The organism is Umezawaea endophytica (genome assembly GCF_025061645.1).
GTDB lineage: Bacteria > Actinomycetota > Actinomycetes > Mycobacteriales > Pseudonocardiaceae > Umezawaea > Umezawaea endophytica.
This window is the reverse complement of record NZ_JANYMP010000005.1, coordinates 202,710-219,024: the sequence shown is the minus strand read 5'-3', so window position 1 is coordinate 219,024 and position 16,315 is coordinate 202,710. Positions and strand designations below refer to the sequence as shown.

Below are 16,315 nucleotides of genomic sequence, written 5' to 3'. Positions count from 1 at the left end.
CGGGTGCCGACGGGCGACAGCGCTCGTCGGCACCCGGCCCGGCCCGCGTCACGAGTCGCCACGGCCTGTCGGACAGGCCTCGACACCACCTCGTCCGGGCTCCGGGAGCCGTCGGCGGGGGCTCGTCCGCACCCGCTCGCCGTGACCGATTCTCCGCTGTGCCAGGGGAATTGGACGATCTTGACCGTCTCGTTCGGCCGAGCCTACGTTCGGGACGTCCACCGAAACCCGTGACCAGAGGGGAAGACGACCGTGTCACAGGTCAAGCAGGTAGTCCGCAGCAAGCCACGGAGTTGGGGGTGGACGTATCGATGACGACCACCACAGCCCCGGCTGTCGACCTCCCGGTCCTCGCCGGAACACCCGAGATCACCAGGATCGCCGGTGTCGGGACCGCCGTGCCCGCCACGTCCTACTCCCAGACCGAACTCCTCGACATCCTCGACGTGGACGACCCCAGGATCCGGTCGGTCTTCTTGAACAGCGCCATCGATCGGCGCTTCCTCACGCTCCCGCCGGAGGGTCCCGGCGGTGGGCGCGCACCGGAGCCGCAGGGCGACCTGCTGGACAAGCACAAGAAGATCGCCGTCGACATGGGGTGCCGGGCACTGGAGGCCTGCCTGAAGTCGGCGGGAGCGATGCTCTCGGACCTGCGCCACCTGTGCTGCGTCACCTCGACCGGCTTCCTGACCCCCGGCCTGAGCGCGCTGATCATCCGCGAGCTCGGCATCGACCCGCACACCAGCCGCTCGGACATCGTGGGCATGGGCTGCAACGCGGGCCTGAACGCGTTGAACGTGGTCTCGGGCTGGTCGGCGGCGCACCCCGGCGAACTCGGCGTCGTGCTGTGCAGCGAGGCGTGTTCCGCCGCGTACGCCCTGGACGGCACCATGCGGACCGCGGTGGTCAACAGCCTGTTCGGCGACGGGTCCGCCGCGCTCGCCGTGGTCTCCGGCGACCGGCGGGTGCCCGGCCCGCGCGTCCTGAAGTTCGCGAGCTACATCATCACCGAAGCGGTCGACGCGATGCGCTACGACTGGGACCGCGACCAGGACCGCTTCAGCTTCTTCCTCGACCCGCAGATCCCCTACGTGGTCGGCGCGCACGCCGAGGTCGTCGCGGACCGGCTGCTGACCGGCACCGGGCTGCGGCGCAGCGACATCGACCACTGGGTGGTGCACTCCGGTGGCAAGAAGGTGGTCGACTCCGTCGTCGTCAACCTCGGGTTGAGCAGGCACGACGTCCGCCACACCACCGGTGTGCTGCGCGACTACGGGAACCTCTCCAGCGGTTCCTTCCTCTTCTCCTACGAGCGGCTCGCCGAGGAGGACGTGGCCCGGCCGGGGGACCACGGCGTGTTCATGACCATGGGGCCCGGCTCCTCGATCGAGATGGCGCTGATCCAGTGGTGAGGCGCGCGGAAGTGAGTGGCGAACCGATGCTGCGTCTGGACGGCACCCGGCCGTTGTCGGCCGCGCTGGTCGAGGAGCTGAACGGCCTCTGCGACCACGTGGAGGACCACCGCGACCCCGGCCCGGTCACGCTCCACGTCACGGGCGCCCCGCCCGACGGGTGGGCGAAGGACCTGACGGTCGGCCTGGTCTCCAAGTGGGAACGCGCGGTGCGCCGGTTCGAACGGCTCGGCAGGCTCACGGTCGTGGTGGCCTCCGGCGACTGCGCCGGGGCGGCACTGGACCTCCTGCTCGCCGCCGACGTGCGGATCGTCGCCCCGGACACCCGGTTGCGGCTGCCCTGGGTCGGCGGCGGCGCCTGGCCGGGGATGACCGTCCACCGGCTCACCCAGCAGGCGGGGTCGGCGGGCATCCGGCGGGCCGTGCTGCTCGGTGCCCCCATCGAGGCGGACCGCGCGCTCGCGCTCGCACTGGTCGACGCGGTGTCGGACGACCCGGAGTCGGCGGTGGCCCGGCTGACCGAGGCGGCCGGTGCCCTCGACGGCGTGGAGCTGGCCATCCGCAGGCAACTGGTGTTCGAGGCGGGCTCGACCACGTTCGAGGACGCGCTCGGCGCGCACCTGGCCGCGGCGGACCGGACCCTGCGACGGGAAGCCGTGTCATGACGGTGGATTCCCCGACCGCGCTGTCCGGGCCGCTGCTCGACGGCAGGGCGCTGGAGCAGGAGGCCCGGCGCGTCGACGACCTGCTCGCCGGGCTGCCCGCGCCGTCCGACCGCGGTCCCGCGCAGCGCGCCGCCGCGTCCGCCGCGCTGGACGGGATCAGGGCGATGCGCGTGGACTACCTGGCGGAGCACGCCGAGGAGGTCTACGACGAGCTGACCGTGGGCCGCACCCGGTACCTGCGCGTCGACGAACTGGTCGGCGCCGCCGCCCGCGCCCGGCCCGGCCTGGTGCCCACCGACGAGCAGATGGCGGTCGAGCGCTCGCGGCGGCAGGCGGAGAAGCAGGGGCGCGAGATCGACCAGGGCATCTTCCTGCGCGCGATCCTGCGTTCCCCGAAGGCCGGTCCGCACCTGCTCGACGCCATGCTCCGGCCGACCCCCAGGGCGCTCCGGCTGCTGCCGGAGTTCGTCGAGACCGGCGTCGTCACCATGGAGGCGGTCCGGCTGGAGCGCCGGGACGGCGTCGCGCACCTGACGCTGTGCCGGGACGACTGCCTGAACGCCGAGGACCTCCAGCAGGTCGACGACATGGAGACGGCGGTCGACCTGGCGCTGCTCGACCCGTCCGTCCGGGTGGGGCTGCTGCGGGGCGGGGAGATGAGCCACCCCCGCTACCGGGGGCGCCGGGTGTTCTGCGCGGGCGTGAACCTGAAGAAGCTCAGCTCGGGCGACATCCCCCTAGTCGACTTCCTGGTGCGGCGGGAACTGGGCTACATCCACAAGATCGTCCGCGGCGTGCTCGCGGACCGCTCGTGGCACTCGCCGCTGGTCGACAAGCCCTGGGTGGCGGCCGTCGACACCTTCGCCATCGGCGGCGGCGCCCAGCTCCTGCTGGTGTTCGACCACGTGCTGGCGGCGTCGGACTCCTACCTGAGCCTGCCCGCGGCGACGGAGGGGATCATCCCCGGAGCGGCCAACCACCGGCTCACCCGGTTCACCGGGCCGCGCGTGGCCCGGCAGGTGATCCTGGGCGGGCGGAAGATCCGGGCCGACGAGCCGGACGCGCGGCTGCTCGTCGACGAGGTCGTCCCGCCCGAGGGGATGGACGAGGCGATCGACCGCGCGCTGGCCCGCCTCGACGGGGACGCGGTGCTCGCCAACCGGCGCATGCTGAACCTGGCCGAGGAACCGCCGGAGGGGTTCCGCCGGTACATGGCCGAGTTCGCCCTGCAACAGGCGCTGCGCACCTACGGCGCGGACGTCATCGGCAAGGTCGGCAGGTTCGCGGCGGGGTCGGCGTGAGCCGGACCCGTGTGCGGTACGAGAAGGAGGCCCACGTCGCCCGCGTGACGATGGACCGGCCCGACGTGCTGAACGCGATGGACCGGCGGATGCACGCGGAACTCGCCGAGGTGTGGGACGACGTCGAGGCCGACGACGACATCCGGGCGGTGGTCCTGACGGGCGCGGGGACCCGCGCGTTCTCCGTCGGCCAGGACCTCAAGGAACGCGCGCGGCTGGACGGGACGGGCGTGGAGGCCTCGACGTTCGGCAGCCGGGGTCAGCCGGGGCACCCCCGGCTGACCGACCGGTTCACCCTGTCCAAGCCCGTGCTCGCACGGGTGTGCGGCTACGCGCTGGGGGGCGGCTTCGAGCTGGTGCTCGCCTGCGACATCGTCATCGCCTCCGAGGACGCGGTGTTCGGCTTGCCGGAGGTCCGGCTCGGGCTGATCCCCGGTGCGGGAGGCGTGTTCCGGCTGCCGCGGCTGATCCCGCAGAAGGTGGCCATGGGCTACCTGCTGACCGGGCGCCGGATGGACGCCGCGACGGCGCTCCGCCACGGACTGGTGAACGAGGTCGTGCCGCCGGACGAGCTGGACCGGTGCGTCGCCGGGTGGACGGACGGCCTCGTGCGCGCCGCCCCGCTCTCGGTGCGCGCCATCAAGGAGGCGGCACTGCGCTCGCTCGACCTCCCGTTGGAGGAGGCGTTCACCGCGTCGTACGAGTGGGAGGACCGCCGGAGGCGGAGCGCGGACGCAGTCGAAGGCGTCCGCGCCTTCACCGAGCGACGGGATCCAGTCTGGACCGGGCGTTGCCGATGAAGTGGGAAACGTCAACGCCACCAACGACTCACCGAGACCTTGGACATTCGTGATGACACCTACGACCACCGCCGCGTTCGACCTCGACAACCAGCGCATCGACCGCATGGTCCCCCTGGTCACGCCCGCGCTGCTGCACCACGAACTGCCGATCAGCGCCACCGCGGCCGACACGGTGCGGCGGGGGCGCGAGCACGTCCTGCGCGTCCTCGACGGGACGGACGACCGGTTGCTCGTGATCACCGGACCGTGCTCCATCCACGACCCCGCCGCGGCGCTGGACTACGCCGACCACCTGGCCGCCGCCGCGGGCCGGTTCGCCGACGACCTGCTGGTCGTCATGCGGGTGTACTTCGAGAAGCCCCGCACCGTCGGCGGCTGGAAGGGTCTCATCAACGACCCGCACCTGGACGGCACCGGCGACGTCAACCACGGGCTGCGGATCGCCAGGCACCTCCTCCTGGAGTTGGCCGAGCGCGACCTGCCGACGGCGTGCGAGTGGTTGGACACCACCATCCCCGCCTACTTCGCCGACGCCGTCTCCTGGGGCGCCATCGGGGCCCGCACCGTGGAGAGCCAGACCCACCGGATGCTCGCCAGCGGCCTGTCCATGCCCGTGGGCTTCAAGAACCGCCGCGACGGCGACGTCACCGTGGCCATCGACGCGATCCGCGCCGCCGCCGCGCGCCACGTCGTCCCCGGCGTCAACCCCAGCGGCATGCCCGCCATCCTGCACACCGTCGGCAACCCCGACTGCCACCTCGTCCTGCGCGGCGGCAACTCCGCGCCCAACCACGACGCCGCGTCCGTCCACAAAGCACTCGAGGCCCTCGGTGCCGCGGGCCTGCCCCGCCGGGTCGTGATCGACGCCAGCCACGACAACAGCCACAAGGACCACCGCAGGCAGCCTGCCGTCGCCGACCAGATCGCCGACCAGGTCGGGACGGGGGAGCACGGCGTCGTCGGCGTCATGCTGGAGTCCAACCTCCGCGCGGGCAGGCAGGACCTCCACCCCGGCAGGCCGCTCACCTACGGCCAGTCCATCACCGACGCGTGCATGGACTTCGCCACCACCGAGACCGTCCTGGAAGCCCTCGCCACCGCGACCGCCGCCCGCCGCAGGATCGGCACGAGAGCGGGTGCCGACGTGCGCGGGTGAGGCCGTCCCCGCGGTGTCGCGCCGCGAACGACGACCTCGAGGAATGCGAACAATCGCCCGGAACCGGCCCCGTGTCGGAGTCGGACACCATTCCTGCTGGTCATCCCTGCCGCGGGCCCGACCGTTCCCCTGGGAATGGCCGGGCCCGATTCGGCGGATATTCGTGTTTACCGGAAACAACGTGCTGCTCAGGCGCGCCGAACGGGTGCGAGAGGAATAGCGGTGACCTCGGAGTAGGAGGTCACGTCCTCTTCCGCAGCGTGTGTCGCGGTCAGTCCGCGACCTTGACGAAATCGCTGTCCCATCCCGTGCTCGGAACCTCGGGAGGGAGCAGTGCCTCCGCTATCCGCCAAAGAGCGGCCAGACGGGCGCCTTTGATGAGCACGACGTCGCCTTCGCGCAGCTCGTCGCGCAGGAGCGCCGTCGCGGACTCGGTGTCCGGCACGTGGTCGGCGCGCGCGCCGGTGCCCGCCGCTGCCGCTGCGGCGTGGATCAGGCGGGCGTCCCCGCCGACCGACACGACCCGATCGGCGTACCGGGCGGCGAGCCCGCCCACCCGGTCGTGCGTCTCGTCCGTCGCGTCGCCCAGCTCCCGCATCGCGCCGAGCACCGCCCACTTCCGCCCGCCGTCCGTCGTGGTCGTCGACGCGAGGGTGCGGAGCGCGGCCAGCATCGACCCCGAACTCGCGTTGCGGGCGTCGTCGATCACCGTGACGCCGTCGGCCGTCCGGTGCACCGCCATCCGGTGCGGAGCCAGCGGCCGCTCGGCCTGGAGGCCCGCGACGACGTCGTCGACCGTCGCGCCCAGCTCCAGCGCGACGGCGGCGGCCGCGAGCGCGTTGTCGACCTGGTGCTCGCCGTGGGTCGGCAGGGCGATCCGCGCGGACGTGGTGCCGCCGGCGCCGTCGAGCCGCAGGGTGAACCGCGCCCTGGCCAGGCCGTCGACCTCGACGTCGGTCGCGCGGACGTGCGCGGTCGCCGCGCGGCCCGTCAGCACCACGCGGGCCGAGGTGCGGGTGCTCATGGCGGCGACGCGCGGGTCGTCCGCGTTGAGCACGGCCACCCCGCCCGCGGAGGCGTCCGGCAGCGCCTCGACGAGTTCGCCCTTGGCCGTGGCGATGGCGTCGCGGGAACCGAACTCGCCGAGGTGGGCGTCACCGACGTTGAGCACCACCCCGATCCGGGGCGGCGCCGTCGCGCACAGCGCCGCCAGTTGGCCGACGCCCCTGGTGCCCAGTTCGAGGACGAGGTGCCTGGTCCGCTCCTCCGCGCGGAGCACCGTCCACGGCTGGCCCAGCTCGTTGTTGAACGACCGCGGCGACACGACGGTCGGTCCGAGCGGGGCGAGCAGGTGCCCGATCAGGTCCTTCGTGGAGGTCTTGCCGCACGACCCGGTCACGCCGACGACCGCGCAGTCCGGCAGCCGCCGGACCACGTGGCCCGCGAGCTTGGCCAACGCGGCCAGCACGGCCGCGCCGGACCCGTCGCGGTCGCCGGCCAGCGCGAGCACCCTGGAGGGCACGTGGTCACCCGTCACGGGCACGACGATGGCGGGCGCCGCGACCTCGTGGGCGGCCAGCACCGCCACCGCCCCCTGCGCGACGGCCTGCTCGGCGAACTCGTGCCCGTCCGCGTTCTTCCCCGGCAGCGCGACGAAGAGCGTGCCCGGCCGCACGTTCCTGCTGTCGAACTCCACGCCGCCGAGGACCTGCCGGGAGCCGTCGGCCCGGTGGAGCCTGCCGCCGACCGCGGCCGCGACGGTGGCGAGGTCGAGTGGGATCATCGCTCCTCCTCGGGTGCGAGGTGGTCTCGGGAGTTCCGGACCCCGGTCAGCAGCAGGGTCGCGTCCTGGGCGCTGGGCGGCCCGGTGGCCGTGACGTACGGCGGGTGCTCGAACACGTGCCGCTCGCGGAGCTTGTCCTGCTGGTCCAGCAGGAGGTGGAGCTTCTCCCGGTCGTCGGACCAGCGGACGCCGTCGAAGAACTCCATGCCGTTGAACCTGGTCTTGTACAGCGCGCCCTCGTAGTAGCAGGTGCCCAGGTAGACGTGGGTGAGCCCGAGGTCCCGCGCCGCGGCGAGCGCCTGGCTCATCAGGTGCGAGCCGATGCTGACCGAGCGGTACCGCTCGTCGTAGAACGCCACCGCGTAGTAGGCGACCGGCGCTTCGACGTACAGCAGCGCGAGCGCCGCGGGCGTCCCGTCGGCGGTGTCGGTCAGCGTCACCACGTGGGTCGTCATCGGCATGTCCAGCCGGGCCACGACGTCCGGCGGTTCGAACCGGCCGTCCCGGCGCGACTCCCACTGCGGGCTGCCGTTCATGTAGCGCAGGCACAGGTCGACCCACTCGTCCTGGCGGTCGAGCAGCGCTCGCGGCCGGAAGTCGCGGCGCAGCCCCCCGCACTGCCGCCCCACGTAGCGCTCGCGCTTGGTCTCGACGTACCGCGCGAGGTCGACGCGCACGCTGCGGGCGAGGTAGAACCGGGTCATCTCGCGGTTGCTCGGCAGCATGCCGTGACCGAACGCGGTGGCGGCGGACTCGCCCTCGTCCGGGAAGCCGAGCACCTGGTAAGGCGCGAGGTGCGTGTCGTAGTGCGGGGCGCACTCCGCGAAGACCACCTTCACCGGACGTGCCCGTCGCGCGCCAGGTCGGCCTCCACGAGCGCGAAGAAGGCCGCCGGGTCGGCGTCCTCGGCGTCGAAGCCGTCCGGGTGGTACTGGAAGTGCAGGTGCGCCGCCCTGGCGGGGATCGGTGTGCCGCCGGCGACCGAGCCGCCGGTGTGCCCGAGGTAGCCGACGACCGTGCCCGCCTCCACCCGGACCGACCGGTCGCCCAGGTCGGCGAACTCCGCGGGGAAGGCGTCGCGGGTGCTGGCCGGATCGGTGCCGAGGTGCAGGTAGTGGTAGACCGCGCCGCCCGCGCCGTGCAGCCGCACCCGGTGCCCCCCGCCGCGGCCCGCCACCGCCGTGATGAACTCCGCCCTGCCCTCTTCGACAGCGAGCAGCGCGGTGCCGATCGGCGCCTTGAGGTCGATGCCCCGGTGCACGTGGTGCTCGTTCCGCTGGTACCGCCAGCCGCCCCGGCCCGGCGCGCCGGTGCCCGCACCGCGCAGTTCCGGCCGGTCGCGGAAGTCCGCCCAGCTCATACCCCCGATGGGAAAGACAAGACCTGGCACGTGCTCGTTCCTCCTCCTGGATGGTCCCCCGACTGCGTCTCCGCGCTGGTCACGGGGCCGGGCCCGCGGGCGCGGCCGTCGCGGTGAGCACGCAGCACGACAGCATTCCGATGGCCACGATGCCCCAACCCGTGAACCCGAGCGCGGCGACGACACCCGCCAGCAGCGGGCCGACGACGTTGCCCGCCGTCCTGCCCAGCGCGAAGACCGCCTGGTACTGGCCGTGCCTCGCCGGATCGGCCAGTTCGTAGCTGTACGTCCACGACGCCGCGGACGTCCACATCTCGCCCGCGGTGAACAGCAGGACGCCGGTGGCCAGCAGGACGATCGCCATCCACGGGACGGCCGTCGCTCCCGCGAGCGCGATGAGGGCGAACGCGGCGACGAACGCGAGCCCGCCGAACACCGTCACCCTCCCGGCGCCCGGCAGGTCCTCCGCCCCGTGGGAGAAGCGCACCTGGAGCACCACCACGACGGCCGTGTTCAGGAACAGGAGCAGCCCGGAGACCGCGAGTGGCGCCGACGTGTGCGTGGCCACCCACAGGGGGATCGCCACGGTGAGGAGCTTGCTGCGCGCGGTGAGCAGGCCGCACAGCACGGTCATCACCACGTAGCGCACGTCGGTGATCGCCGGCCGGGCGGACGTCCTCGGCGGCGCCTCGCCCGGACGTGGACCGCGCAGCACGCAGGGCACGGCGGCCCCGACGACGAGCGCGGTGCCGAAGAAGACCCCCAGGTAGGCGGTCCGCGAGTCGGCCTGGAGCACCGGCACGGCGGCGAGCGTGCCGACCGCGTAGCCCAGGTTCGTGACCGACCGGTTGTAGGCCTGGTAGCGAACGCGGTGCTCGCCGGTCATGACCTGGCCGACCAGCGCGCGCTGACCGACGGACATGCCCAGCAGGCCCGCGTTGGCGATCCCCTCGAACAGGATGAACGTGGCCAGCGAGTCGATCCGGACGAAGCACGTCGTCGCGGAGGCCGAGACGACCGCCGAGACGACGGTGACCGCGCGCGCCCCGAACAGGTCGACCGCGGGACCGAGCCCGAGCAGCGCGACGAGGCCGATCCCGGCGACCACGGCCATGCCGACGGCGACCTCGGCCGCGGGCAGGTGCACCACGCGGATGAGGTAGAGCGGAGCCGTGGCCAGCACCGCACCGGTGCCGATCGACGCGGACAACTGCCCGAGGAGCAGATAGCCCGCCCGCCCGAATGAGGCCAACGGAGTTTTCGTCCGATACCGAATTCGAAGCATGGAATAAGACTCAACCCTCGTTTTGTCGGATATGCGAGGTCGGGTGCCACGGTCCATGAATTCGCTGCACAACCAAGGGTGCGTTGCGGCGGTGGCAACATCCAGTGTTCGCCGGGGATCGGCGGCTGTCAACACGATTGACAATAGAAGACAGTGACGGTCCGTGCTCGCGAATATTCACCCGATTGGCGGCTTGTCGGTGTCCGCCAGGTTAATAGTGTGGGAACCCAGGGTGGGATTTCGGCATTGTCCTGAATTGGTTTCACGCATCACCTGGAATAGGCGGAAACGCCCAATAGGGACGTGCTTCGCGACCTGTGGGGGTGAATTCACGTGGATTTTCATCTGCAAAGGCATGGCTGGTCGGCCGAATTCCTGGACGCCGTCCGCCGCGACGACTTCACCGGTGACGCCGCTCGGGACGAACGGGCGAGACTGCGCGAACTGGTCCGCGAGCACGTCGACGCGGGCGCCGGTTTCCTGGTCATGACCGGCCTCGACGCGGTGGACCCCGAGCGCTACGAGGCCGCGCTGCTGTGGGCGTCCGACGTGCTGGGCGAGGTGATGGCGCAGGACAAGGCGGGCACCCTGGTCAGACAGGTCCGCAACCGCGGGACCACCATCGGCGAGGGCGAGTCGGCCCGCTACGCGGACTCCCGGCACGGGGGCCACCTGCACACCGACGGCGCGGAGCGGTCCTTCCCGCTGCCGGACTACTTCACCCTCCTCTGCGTGCGGGCCGCCAAGACCGGCGGGTCGCTCAGGCTCGTCCCGGTCGAGCGGGTCAGGGACCGCCTCGCCGCCGAGCCCGACGTGCTCACGTCGTTGCAGCAGGACTTCCACTTCGACCGACGGGGCGACCAGGCGCCGGGCGAGCCCGCCACCGTGCGCAAACCGGTGCTGTTCACGACCGACAGCGGCCAGGCCGGGGTGACCTACCTGCGGCGGTACATCGACGTCGGGCACGGCCATCCCGACGTGGCGGCGTTGACCGGGGCGCAGCGCCACGCGCTCGACGCGTTCGACTCCGCCCTCGACGACCCGGCGCTCGCCGTCGAGGGCCGGATGGCCGCCGGTGAGCTGGCGGTGTTCAACAACCTCCGGATGCTGCACGGCAGGACGGAGTTCGACGACCACGCGGACGCGGACCGGGCCCGGCTGCTGTACCGGACCTGGATCCAGCGGAAGCCGTCCGTCCACAGCGGACAGGACGTGGACCGGTGAGGGTCCTGGTCGCCCCCAACGCCTTCCGCGGCGGTCCCGGCGCCCGCTGGGTGGCCGACGCGCTGGCGAGCGGGCTGGCGGGGGCGGTCGACGAGGTCGTGGCCGTTCCCCTCTCGGACGGTGGCGACGGCGCGCTGGAGGTGCTGGAGGACCTGGTCGGCGGCCACCGGGTGGCCGTGGAGGCGGAGGACCCGCTCGGTGCGCCGGTCTCCGCGGAGTACCTGGTGGCGGACGACGGGACCGCGTTCGTGGAGACCGCGCGGGCGAGCGGGTTGACCCTGGTCGCCGACCGTCCGCGGAGGCCGCTCGCGGCGACCACGCGGGGGACCGGGCAGCTCATCGCGCACGCGGTCGCGCACGGCGCGACCAGGGTGGTCGTGACCGCGGGCGGCACCGCGTCGGTCGACCTGGGCGCCGGTGCGCTGGCGGCGCTCGGGGTGCGGTTCCTGGACGAAGCCGGTCAGCCGGTCGCGGCCGGACCGGGTGACCTCGTGCGCGTGCGGAGCGCCGACACCGGGCCCGCGGTCGACCTGCTCCGCGACGTGCGGATCGAGGTGCTCAGCGACGTGTTCACCCCGCTCGGTCGCAACGTCGACCGCTTCGGCGCGCAGAAGGGCGTCACCGCGTCCGACGCGGTCGTGATCCGCGCCGCGCTGGACGCCGTCGCGACGGCGTTGGGCGACCGGGACGGGACCCTGGCGGACACGCGCCTGCTCGGCGCGGGCGGCGGTCTCGTGGCGGGCCTGCACGCGGTGTTCGACGCGCCCGTCCGGCACGGCGGCGAGTTCTTCGCCTCGCTCGCCGGGCTCGCCGACCGGATCGACCGCGCGGACCTCGTGCTGACCGCGGAGGGCCGGGTCGACCACGGGTCGTGGGACGGCAAGGTCACGGGGCTGGTGGCCGGGATGGCCGTCGCGCGGGGCAAGCCCGTGGTCGTCGTCGCGGGCGAGGTCTCGCTGCCCGACCACGACCTCCCGGCGGGTGTGCGCTGCGTGGAACTCGGGCTCCGACCCCCGTTACCGGGGCAGGCGGAGACGGCCGAGCGCAGGCACGCCCTGGCCCGTGCCGCCAGGTCCGCCCTCGACCTCGGGGCGGTGTCGAATGCGAGTTGACCACCCAGAGCTGCGCGACTTCGCGTCCCGCTGCCTGACCGCGGTCGGGGTGTCCGACGAGGACGCCGCCACCGTCGTCGACGTCCTGGTGTCGGCAGACCTGCGCGGGGTCGACAGCCACGGCGTGGCCAGGCTGCGCAGGTACGTCGACGGTGTGCGCGCCGGCACGATCGACCCCCGCGCCGCGGCCGTCGTCATGACGGAGACACCGGCGACCGCGACGCTGGACGCGGGCAACGGACTGGGCCAGCCCGCGTCGTGCGCGGCCGTCGACCTGGCGATGGCGAAGGCCGCCGAGACCGGGCTGGGCATGGTGACCGTGCGCCGGTCGAACCACTTCGGCATCGCCGGGTACTACGCGCTCCGCGCGGCGCGTCGGGGCCTGTTCGCCATCGTCGGCACGAACGCGTCGCCCCAGGTGGCCCCGACCTACGGTGCCCGCCCGATGTTCGGCACGAACCCGCTCGCGGTGGCCTTCCCGACCGACGCGGAGCGGCCGTTCGTGTTCGACGCCGCCACCAGCATCGTTCCGAGGGGGAAGCTGGAACGCCTGCACCGCCAGGGCGACGACATGGCGCCCGGCTGGGCGATCGACCCGAACGGCGAGTCGACGACCGACCTGCCCTCGGTCGTGAGCGGGCTGAAGGAGCGGACGGGGTACGCGCTGCTGCCGCTCGGCGGCGAGGGCGACTCCCACGGCGGCCACAAGGGCTACGGCCTGGCCACGGTCGTCGAGCTGTTGTGCGGGCCGCTCGCGGGCGCCCGGTGGGGACGGCACGTGTACGGCCCGGAAGGCGCCGGGCTCGGGCACTTCTTCCTCTGCGGGCAGGTCGCCGCGGTGACCACCGAGGAGGAGTTCCGGGCCGAGGCGAACCGGATGTTCGACGAGCTGCGCGCGTCACCGAAGGCGCGCGGCCGCGACCGCATCCTGATCGCGGGCGAGCGCGAGCACGAGATCGAACAGGAACGGCTCGCGACCGGCATCCCGCTCAGACCCGCCGTCGTGGCGGACCTGGCGCGCGTCGGCGCGGAGTGCGGCGTGGCGCCGCTCACCGCCACCACCGGGGTGACGCGTGCGGGGCGTGACCGGAACGCCGATACCGCGGACGGGGGACGACGATGAACACCACGACGGCGCTACGGAAGATGATCACCAGGGGGGAGGTCGCCAGGGTGGCGGGGGCGCACGACCCGCTGAGCGCGAACCTGGTGCAGGCCAGCGGTTTCGACGGCGTGTGGGCGTCCAGCTTCACCATCTCGGCGGTCAACGGGCTGCCCGACATGAGCCTGCTGTCGATGGCCGACTACCTGGACGCCGCGGGCCGCATGGCTGCGACGTGCTCGGTGCCCGTCCTCGCGGACTGCGACACCGGTTTCGGCGGCGTGCCCAACGTCGCGTACCTGGTCCAGCGCTACGAGGCGATGGGCGTCGCGGGCGTCTGCATCGAGGACAAGGTCTTCCCGAAGACGAACAGCTTCGTCGACCAGGGGCAGAAGCTGCTCGACGTCGACGAGTTCGCCAGGAAGATCGAGGCGGGCAAGAACGCGCAGCGCGACCCGGACTTCGTGCTCGTCGCCCGCACCGAGGCGCTGATCACCGGGCACGGCATGCCGGAGGCGCTGCTCCGCGCCCACCGCTACGTCGACGCGGGCGCGGACGCGATCCTGGTGCACTCCAAGAAGAACTCGCCGCGGGAGGTGATCCAGTTCCTCGACGAGTGGCAGGGGAAGGCGCCGGTGATCGTGGTGCCGACCACCTACCACGACTGGCACTTCGCGGACGCGGGGAACGCCGGGGTGTCGATGGTGATCTACGCCAACCACGCCCTGCGGGCGGCGGTCCGGTCGATGTCCCAGGTGCTGAGCCGGATCCGGTCGTCCGGGGCGTCCACCTCGGTCGAGGAGCACATCTCGCCGATCTCGGAGGTGTTCGAGCTGACCCACCTCGACGAGTGGCTGCACCTGGAGAAGCGGTGATCGGTGCTCCGGAGTTCACCGCGGCGCTGCTGGAGCACGGGTACGAGTTCTTCACCGGTGTGCCCTGCTCCTACCTGGGCGGACCGATCTCCGTGCTGTCCGAGCAGGGCCGGTACGTCCCGGCGGCCAACGAGGGCGCCGCACTGGCCATCGCCGCCGGTGCGCGGATGGCCGGTACCCGCTCGGCCACGCTGCTCCAGAACTCCGGCCTCGGAAACCTGGTGAACCCGCTGGCCTCGCTCGTGCTCCCGTACGAGATCCCGGTGCTCGTGGTCGTCAGCCTCCGCGGGTGGCCGGTGGGCACCGACGAACCGCAGCACGAGGTGATGGGCCGCGTCTCGCAGTCCATCATGGACGGTTGCGGGGTGGACAGCGCGCTGCTGGAACCGACGGTCGACTCGCTGGAGGAAGCGCTGGCGGCTGCGGGGAAGGCGGACCTGCGGGGACGGTCGTTCTGCCTGCTCGTGCCGAAGGGGACGGTGGCGTCGGTCGGCTCGGCACCGGCGGCGCCGAGCGGCGTGCTCGACCGCGCCAAGGCGGTGCGGATCGTCGCCGCGCACGTCGGCGACGCCGCCGTCTACAGCACGACCGGCTACACCTCGCGGGAGCTGTTCGCCGCCGCCGACCGCGCGGGCAACTTCTACATGCAGGGCTCGATGGGGCACGCGCTCGCGCTGGGGCTCGGGACCGCACTGCGGCGGCCGGACCGGCGGGTCGTCGTGCTGGACGGTGACGGCGCGGTGCTGATGCACATGGGCACCCTGTCGACCGTGGGGCACCTCGCGCCGCCGAACCTGCTGCACGTCGTGCTGGACAACGGCAGCTACGCCTCGACGGGCAACCAGGCCACCACGTCCACGACCGTGGACTGGCCGGAACTGGCCCGTGCCAACGGGTACCGCCAGGCGTGGGGGTGCGCCGACGGCGCGGAGTTGCGCGCCGCGCTGAGCGAGGCCGGGAAGGTACCGGGCCCGAGCCTGGTCGCGGTGCGCGTGCGCGCCGACGAGACGGCGGCACCGCCACGGGCGAGCGCCCGGCTGACGCTGCCGGGGGTGCGCGCCAGGTTCGAGCGCGAGGTGGCCGACCCGGAGGGTGGGCCGCGACCGTGACGGCCGGGAACGTCCGCGAGCTGGAGGTGGTCCGGGGGCCGGGGGTGGCGGCGACGCTGCCCGCGGTGCTGGACCGACTGGGGGCCCGGCGGGTCCTGGTGGTGGCGACGGACCGGGCGCTGCGCCGAACCGGTGCGACGCGGTGGCTGGCGCGGTACCCGCATCGGCACTTCGCCGACGTCGTGCCGAATCCGCAGATCACCGACGTCGTGCGCGGCGCTGGGGTGGTGGAGCGCTACGCCCCGGACGTCGTGGTCGGCGTCGGCGGTGGCTCCGCCCTGGACACCGCGAAGGCCGTGCGGCTGCTGCCACCGAGCAGGGGCGAGGCCGAGCGGGTCCTCGGGGGAGTCGCGCCCGTGCGGCCGGGGCAGCCGCCGAAGCTGGTGCTGGTGCCTACGACGGCAGGTTCCGGCAGTGAGGTCACCACCTTCGCGACGATCTACGTCGGGACCCGCAAGTTCTCGCTGGACCACCCGCTGGTGAAGGCGGACGTGGCGCTGGTCGACCCCACCCTGACCTACACCTGCCCACCCGCGCTGACCGCGCACTGCGCGCTCGACGCCACCGCGCACGCGATCGAGTCGTGGTGGTCGGTCAGCGCCTCCCCGGCGTCGCGCGACCTGGCCCGGCAGGCGTTGTCGCGCCTCGTGCCGGTGCTGCGGGCGGGGGTCGGGGAGATGACCGAGTCGCGCCGCGGCGCGCTGTGCGACGCCGCGGTGCTGGCCGGGCAGGCCATCGACCTGACCAGGACGACGGCGGCGCACGCCTTCGCCTACCCCACGACCGCGCACTTCGGTGTGCCGCACGGACTCGCGTGCGCGCTGCACCTGGTGTGGCTGCTGCCGCTCACGCTCGGAGCGCTCGGCGACGGCACAGGACGGTCCACTGTGGACGTCCAGGACATCGGCCGGGTGCTCGGTGTCCGGACATCGGCCGACTCCGGGACCGCGTTGGCCCGGCTGATGAGCGGGGCCGCCTGCCCCACCCGGTTGGGCGAGGTGGGGGTGCGCGCCGGGGACCTGGAACTGATCGTCGACGACGCGCTCGGCAACGACCGGACCCGCAACCACCCCATCGCGCTCGACCGGCGGGTCGTGCTCGGGGCGCTGCGGTCCCGGCTGTGAAAGC

15 protein-coding genes are annotated in these 16,315 nt (G+C 73.0%); 11 read left to right on the top strand and 4 right to left on the bottom strand.

Features of this window, described 5'->3' with window-relative positions; genetic code table 11:
• The first annotated feature begins 311 nt into the window (after positions 1-311).
• From dpgA to NZH93_RS13290, 5 genes are read left to right on the top strand one after another with little or no spacing between them, the layout of a single operon-like run.
• Positions 312-1,412, top strand: coding sequence for a 3,5-dihydroxyphenylacetyl-CoA synthase DpgA (gene dpgA / locus NZH93_RS13310; RefSeq protein ID WP_259623346.1), 1,101 nt, complete (start codon positions 312-314; stop codon positions 1,410-1,412).
• Between the two features lie 26 nt (positions 1,413-1,438).
• The gene (dpgB, locus tag NZH93_RS13305) at positions 1,439-2,077 is read left to right on the top strand and encodes an enoyl-CoA-hydratase DpgB (RefSeq protein ID WP_259623345.1); all 639 of its coding nucleotides are present in this window, start codon (positions 1,439-1,441) and stop codon (positions 2,075-2,077) included.
• The gene (gene dpgC / locus NZH93_RS13300; protein ID WP_259623344.1) at positions 2,074-3,378 is read left to right on the top strand and encodes a (3,5-dihydroxyphenyl)acetyl-CoA 1,2-dioxygenase DpgC; all 1,305 of its coding nucleotides are present in this window, start codon (positions 2,074-2,076) and stop codon (positions 3,376-3,378) included. The genes dpgB and dpgC overlap by 4 nt, the downstream gene beginning before the upstream one ends.
• Positions 3,375-4,178 carry an enoyl-CoA-hydratase DpgD gene (gene dpgD / locus NZH93_RS13295; protein ID WP_259623343.1) on the top strand — a complete coding sequence of 268 codons (804 nt, stop codon included), beginning with the start codon at positions 3,375-3,377 and terminating at the stop codon, positions 4,176-4,178. Before dpgC ends, dpgD begins: the two co-directional genes overlap by 4 nt.
• Before the next feature lie 52 nt (positions 4,179-4,230).
• Positions 4,231-5,337: a 3-deoxy-7-phosphoheptulonate synthase gene (locus tag NZH93_RS13290; protein WP_259623342.1), complete on the top strand. Its 1,107-nt coding sequence runs from the start codon at positions 4,231-4,233 to the stop codon at positions 5,335-5,337.
• A 271-nt stretch (positions 5,338-5,608) separates the two neighbouring features.
• Here the strand turns inward: NZH93_RS13290 and NZH93_RS13285 are convergent, their stop codons facing one another.
• The 4 genes from NZH93_RS13285 to NZH93_RS13270 all read right to left on the bottom strand — a co-directional run bounded on the left by NZH93_RS13285 (position 5,609) and on the right by NZH93_RS13270 (position 9,732).
• The gene (locus NZH93_RS13285) at positions 5,609-7,120 is read right to left on the bottom strand and encodes a UDP-N-acetylmuramoyl-tripeptide--D-alanyl-D-alanine ligase (protein WP_259623341.1); all 1,512 of its coding nucleotides are present in this window, start codon (positions 7,118-7,120) and stop codon (positions 5,609-5,611) included.
• Positions 7,117-7,959 (bottom strand): GNAT family N-acetyltransferase, encoded by an 843-nt coding sequence (locus NZH93_RS13280; RefSeq protein WP_259623340.1) that lies wholly within the window; start codon positions 7,957-7,959, stop codon positions 7,117-7,119. Before NZH93_RS13280 ends, NZH93_RS13285 begins: the two co-directional genes overlap by 4 nt.
• Positions 7,956-8,480 carry a M23 family metallopeptidase gene (locus NZH93_RS13275; protein WP_259623339.1) on the bottom strand — a complete coding sequence of 175 codons (525 nt, stop codon included), beginning with the start codon at positions 8,478-8,480 and terminating at the stop codon, positions 7,956-7,958. The genes NZH93_RS13280 and NZH93_RS13275 overlap by 4 nt, the downstream gene beginning before the upstream one ends.
• 79 nt (positions 8,481-8,559) lie before the next feature.
• Positions 8,560-9,732, bottom strand: coding sequence for an MFS transporter (locus NZH93_RS13270; RefSeq protein WP_259623338.1), 1,173 nt, complete (start codon positions 9,730-9,732; stop codon positions 8,560-8,562).
• 366 nt (positions 9,733-10,098) lie between these two features.
• Between NZH93_RS13270 and NZH93_RS13265 the strand changes: the two genes are divergently transcribed.
• Genes NZH93_RS13265 through NZH93_RS13240 form a run of 6 tightly spaced genes read left to right on the top strand, consistent with a single transcriptional unit; the run spans position 10,099 to position 16,311 of the window.
• A complete protein-coding gene (locus NZH93_RS13265; RefSeq protein WP_259623337.1) occupies positions 10,099-10,989 on the top strand; it encodes a TauD/TfdA family dioxygenase in 891 nt (296 codons plus the stop codon).
• Entirely contained in the window at positions 10,986-12,101 is a 1,116-nt protein-coding gene (locus NZH93_RS13260; protein ID WP_259623336.1) for a glycerate kinase family protein, read from the top strand. Before NZH93_RS13265 ends, NZH93_RS13260 begins: the two co-directional genes overlap by 4 nt.
• Positions 12,091-13,224: an Ldh family oxidoreductase gene (locus NZH93_RS13255; RefSeq protein ID WP_259623335.1), complete on the top strand. Its 1,134-nt coding sequence runs from the start codon at positions 12,091-12,093 to the stop codon at positions 13,222-13,224. Before NZH93_RS13260 ends, NZH93_RS13255 begins: the two co-directional genes overlap by 11 nt.
• Positions 13,221-14,078: an isocitrate lyase/phosphoenolpyruvate mutase family protein gene (locus NZH93_RS13250; RefSeq protein WP_259623334.1), complete on the top strand. Its 858-nt coding sequence runs from the start codon at positions 13,221-13,223 to the stop codon at positions 14,076-14,078. The genes NZH93_RS13255 and NZH93_RS13250 overlap by 4 nt, the downstream gene beginning before the upstream one ends.
• The gene (gene aepY, locus NZH93_RS13245) at positions 14,075-15,187 is read left to right on the top strand and encodes a phosphonopyruvate decarboxylase (RefSeq protein WP_259623333.1); all 1,113 of its coding nucleotides are present in this window, start codon (positions 14,075-14,077) and stop codon (positions 15,185-15,187) included. Before NZH93_RS13250 ends, aepY begins: the two co-directional genes overlap by 4 nt.
• Positions 15,184-16,311: a phosphonoacetaldehyde reductase gene (locus NZH93_RS13240; RefSeq protein ID WP_259623332.1), complete on the top strand. Its 1,128-nt coding sequence runs from the start codon at positions 15,184-15,186 to the stop codon at positions 16,309-16,311. The genes aepY and NZH93_RS13240 overlap by 4 nt, the downstream gene beginning before the upstream one ends.
• The last annotated feature ends 4 nt before the right edge of the window (positions 16,312-16,315 follow it).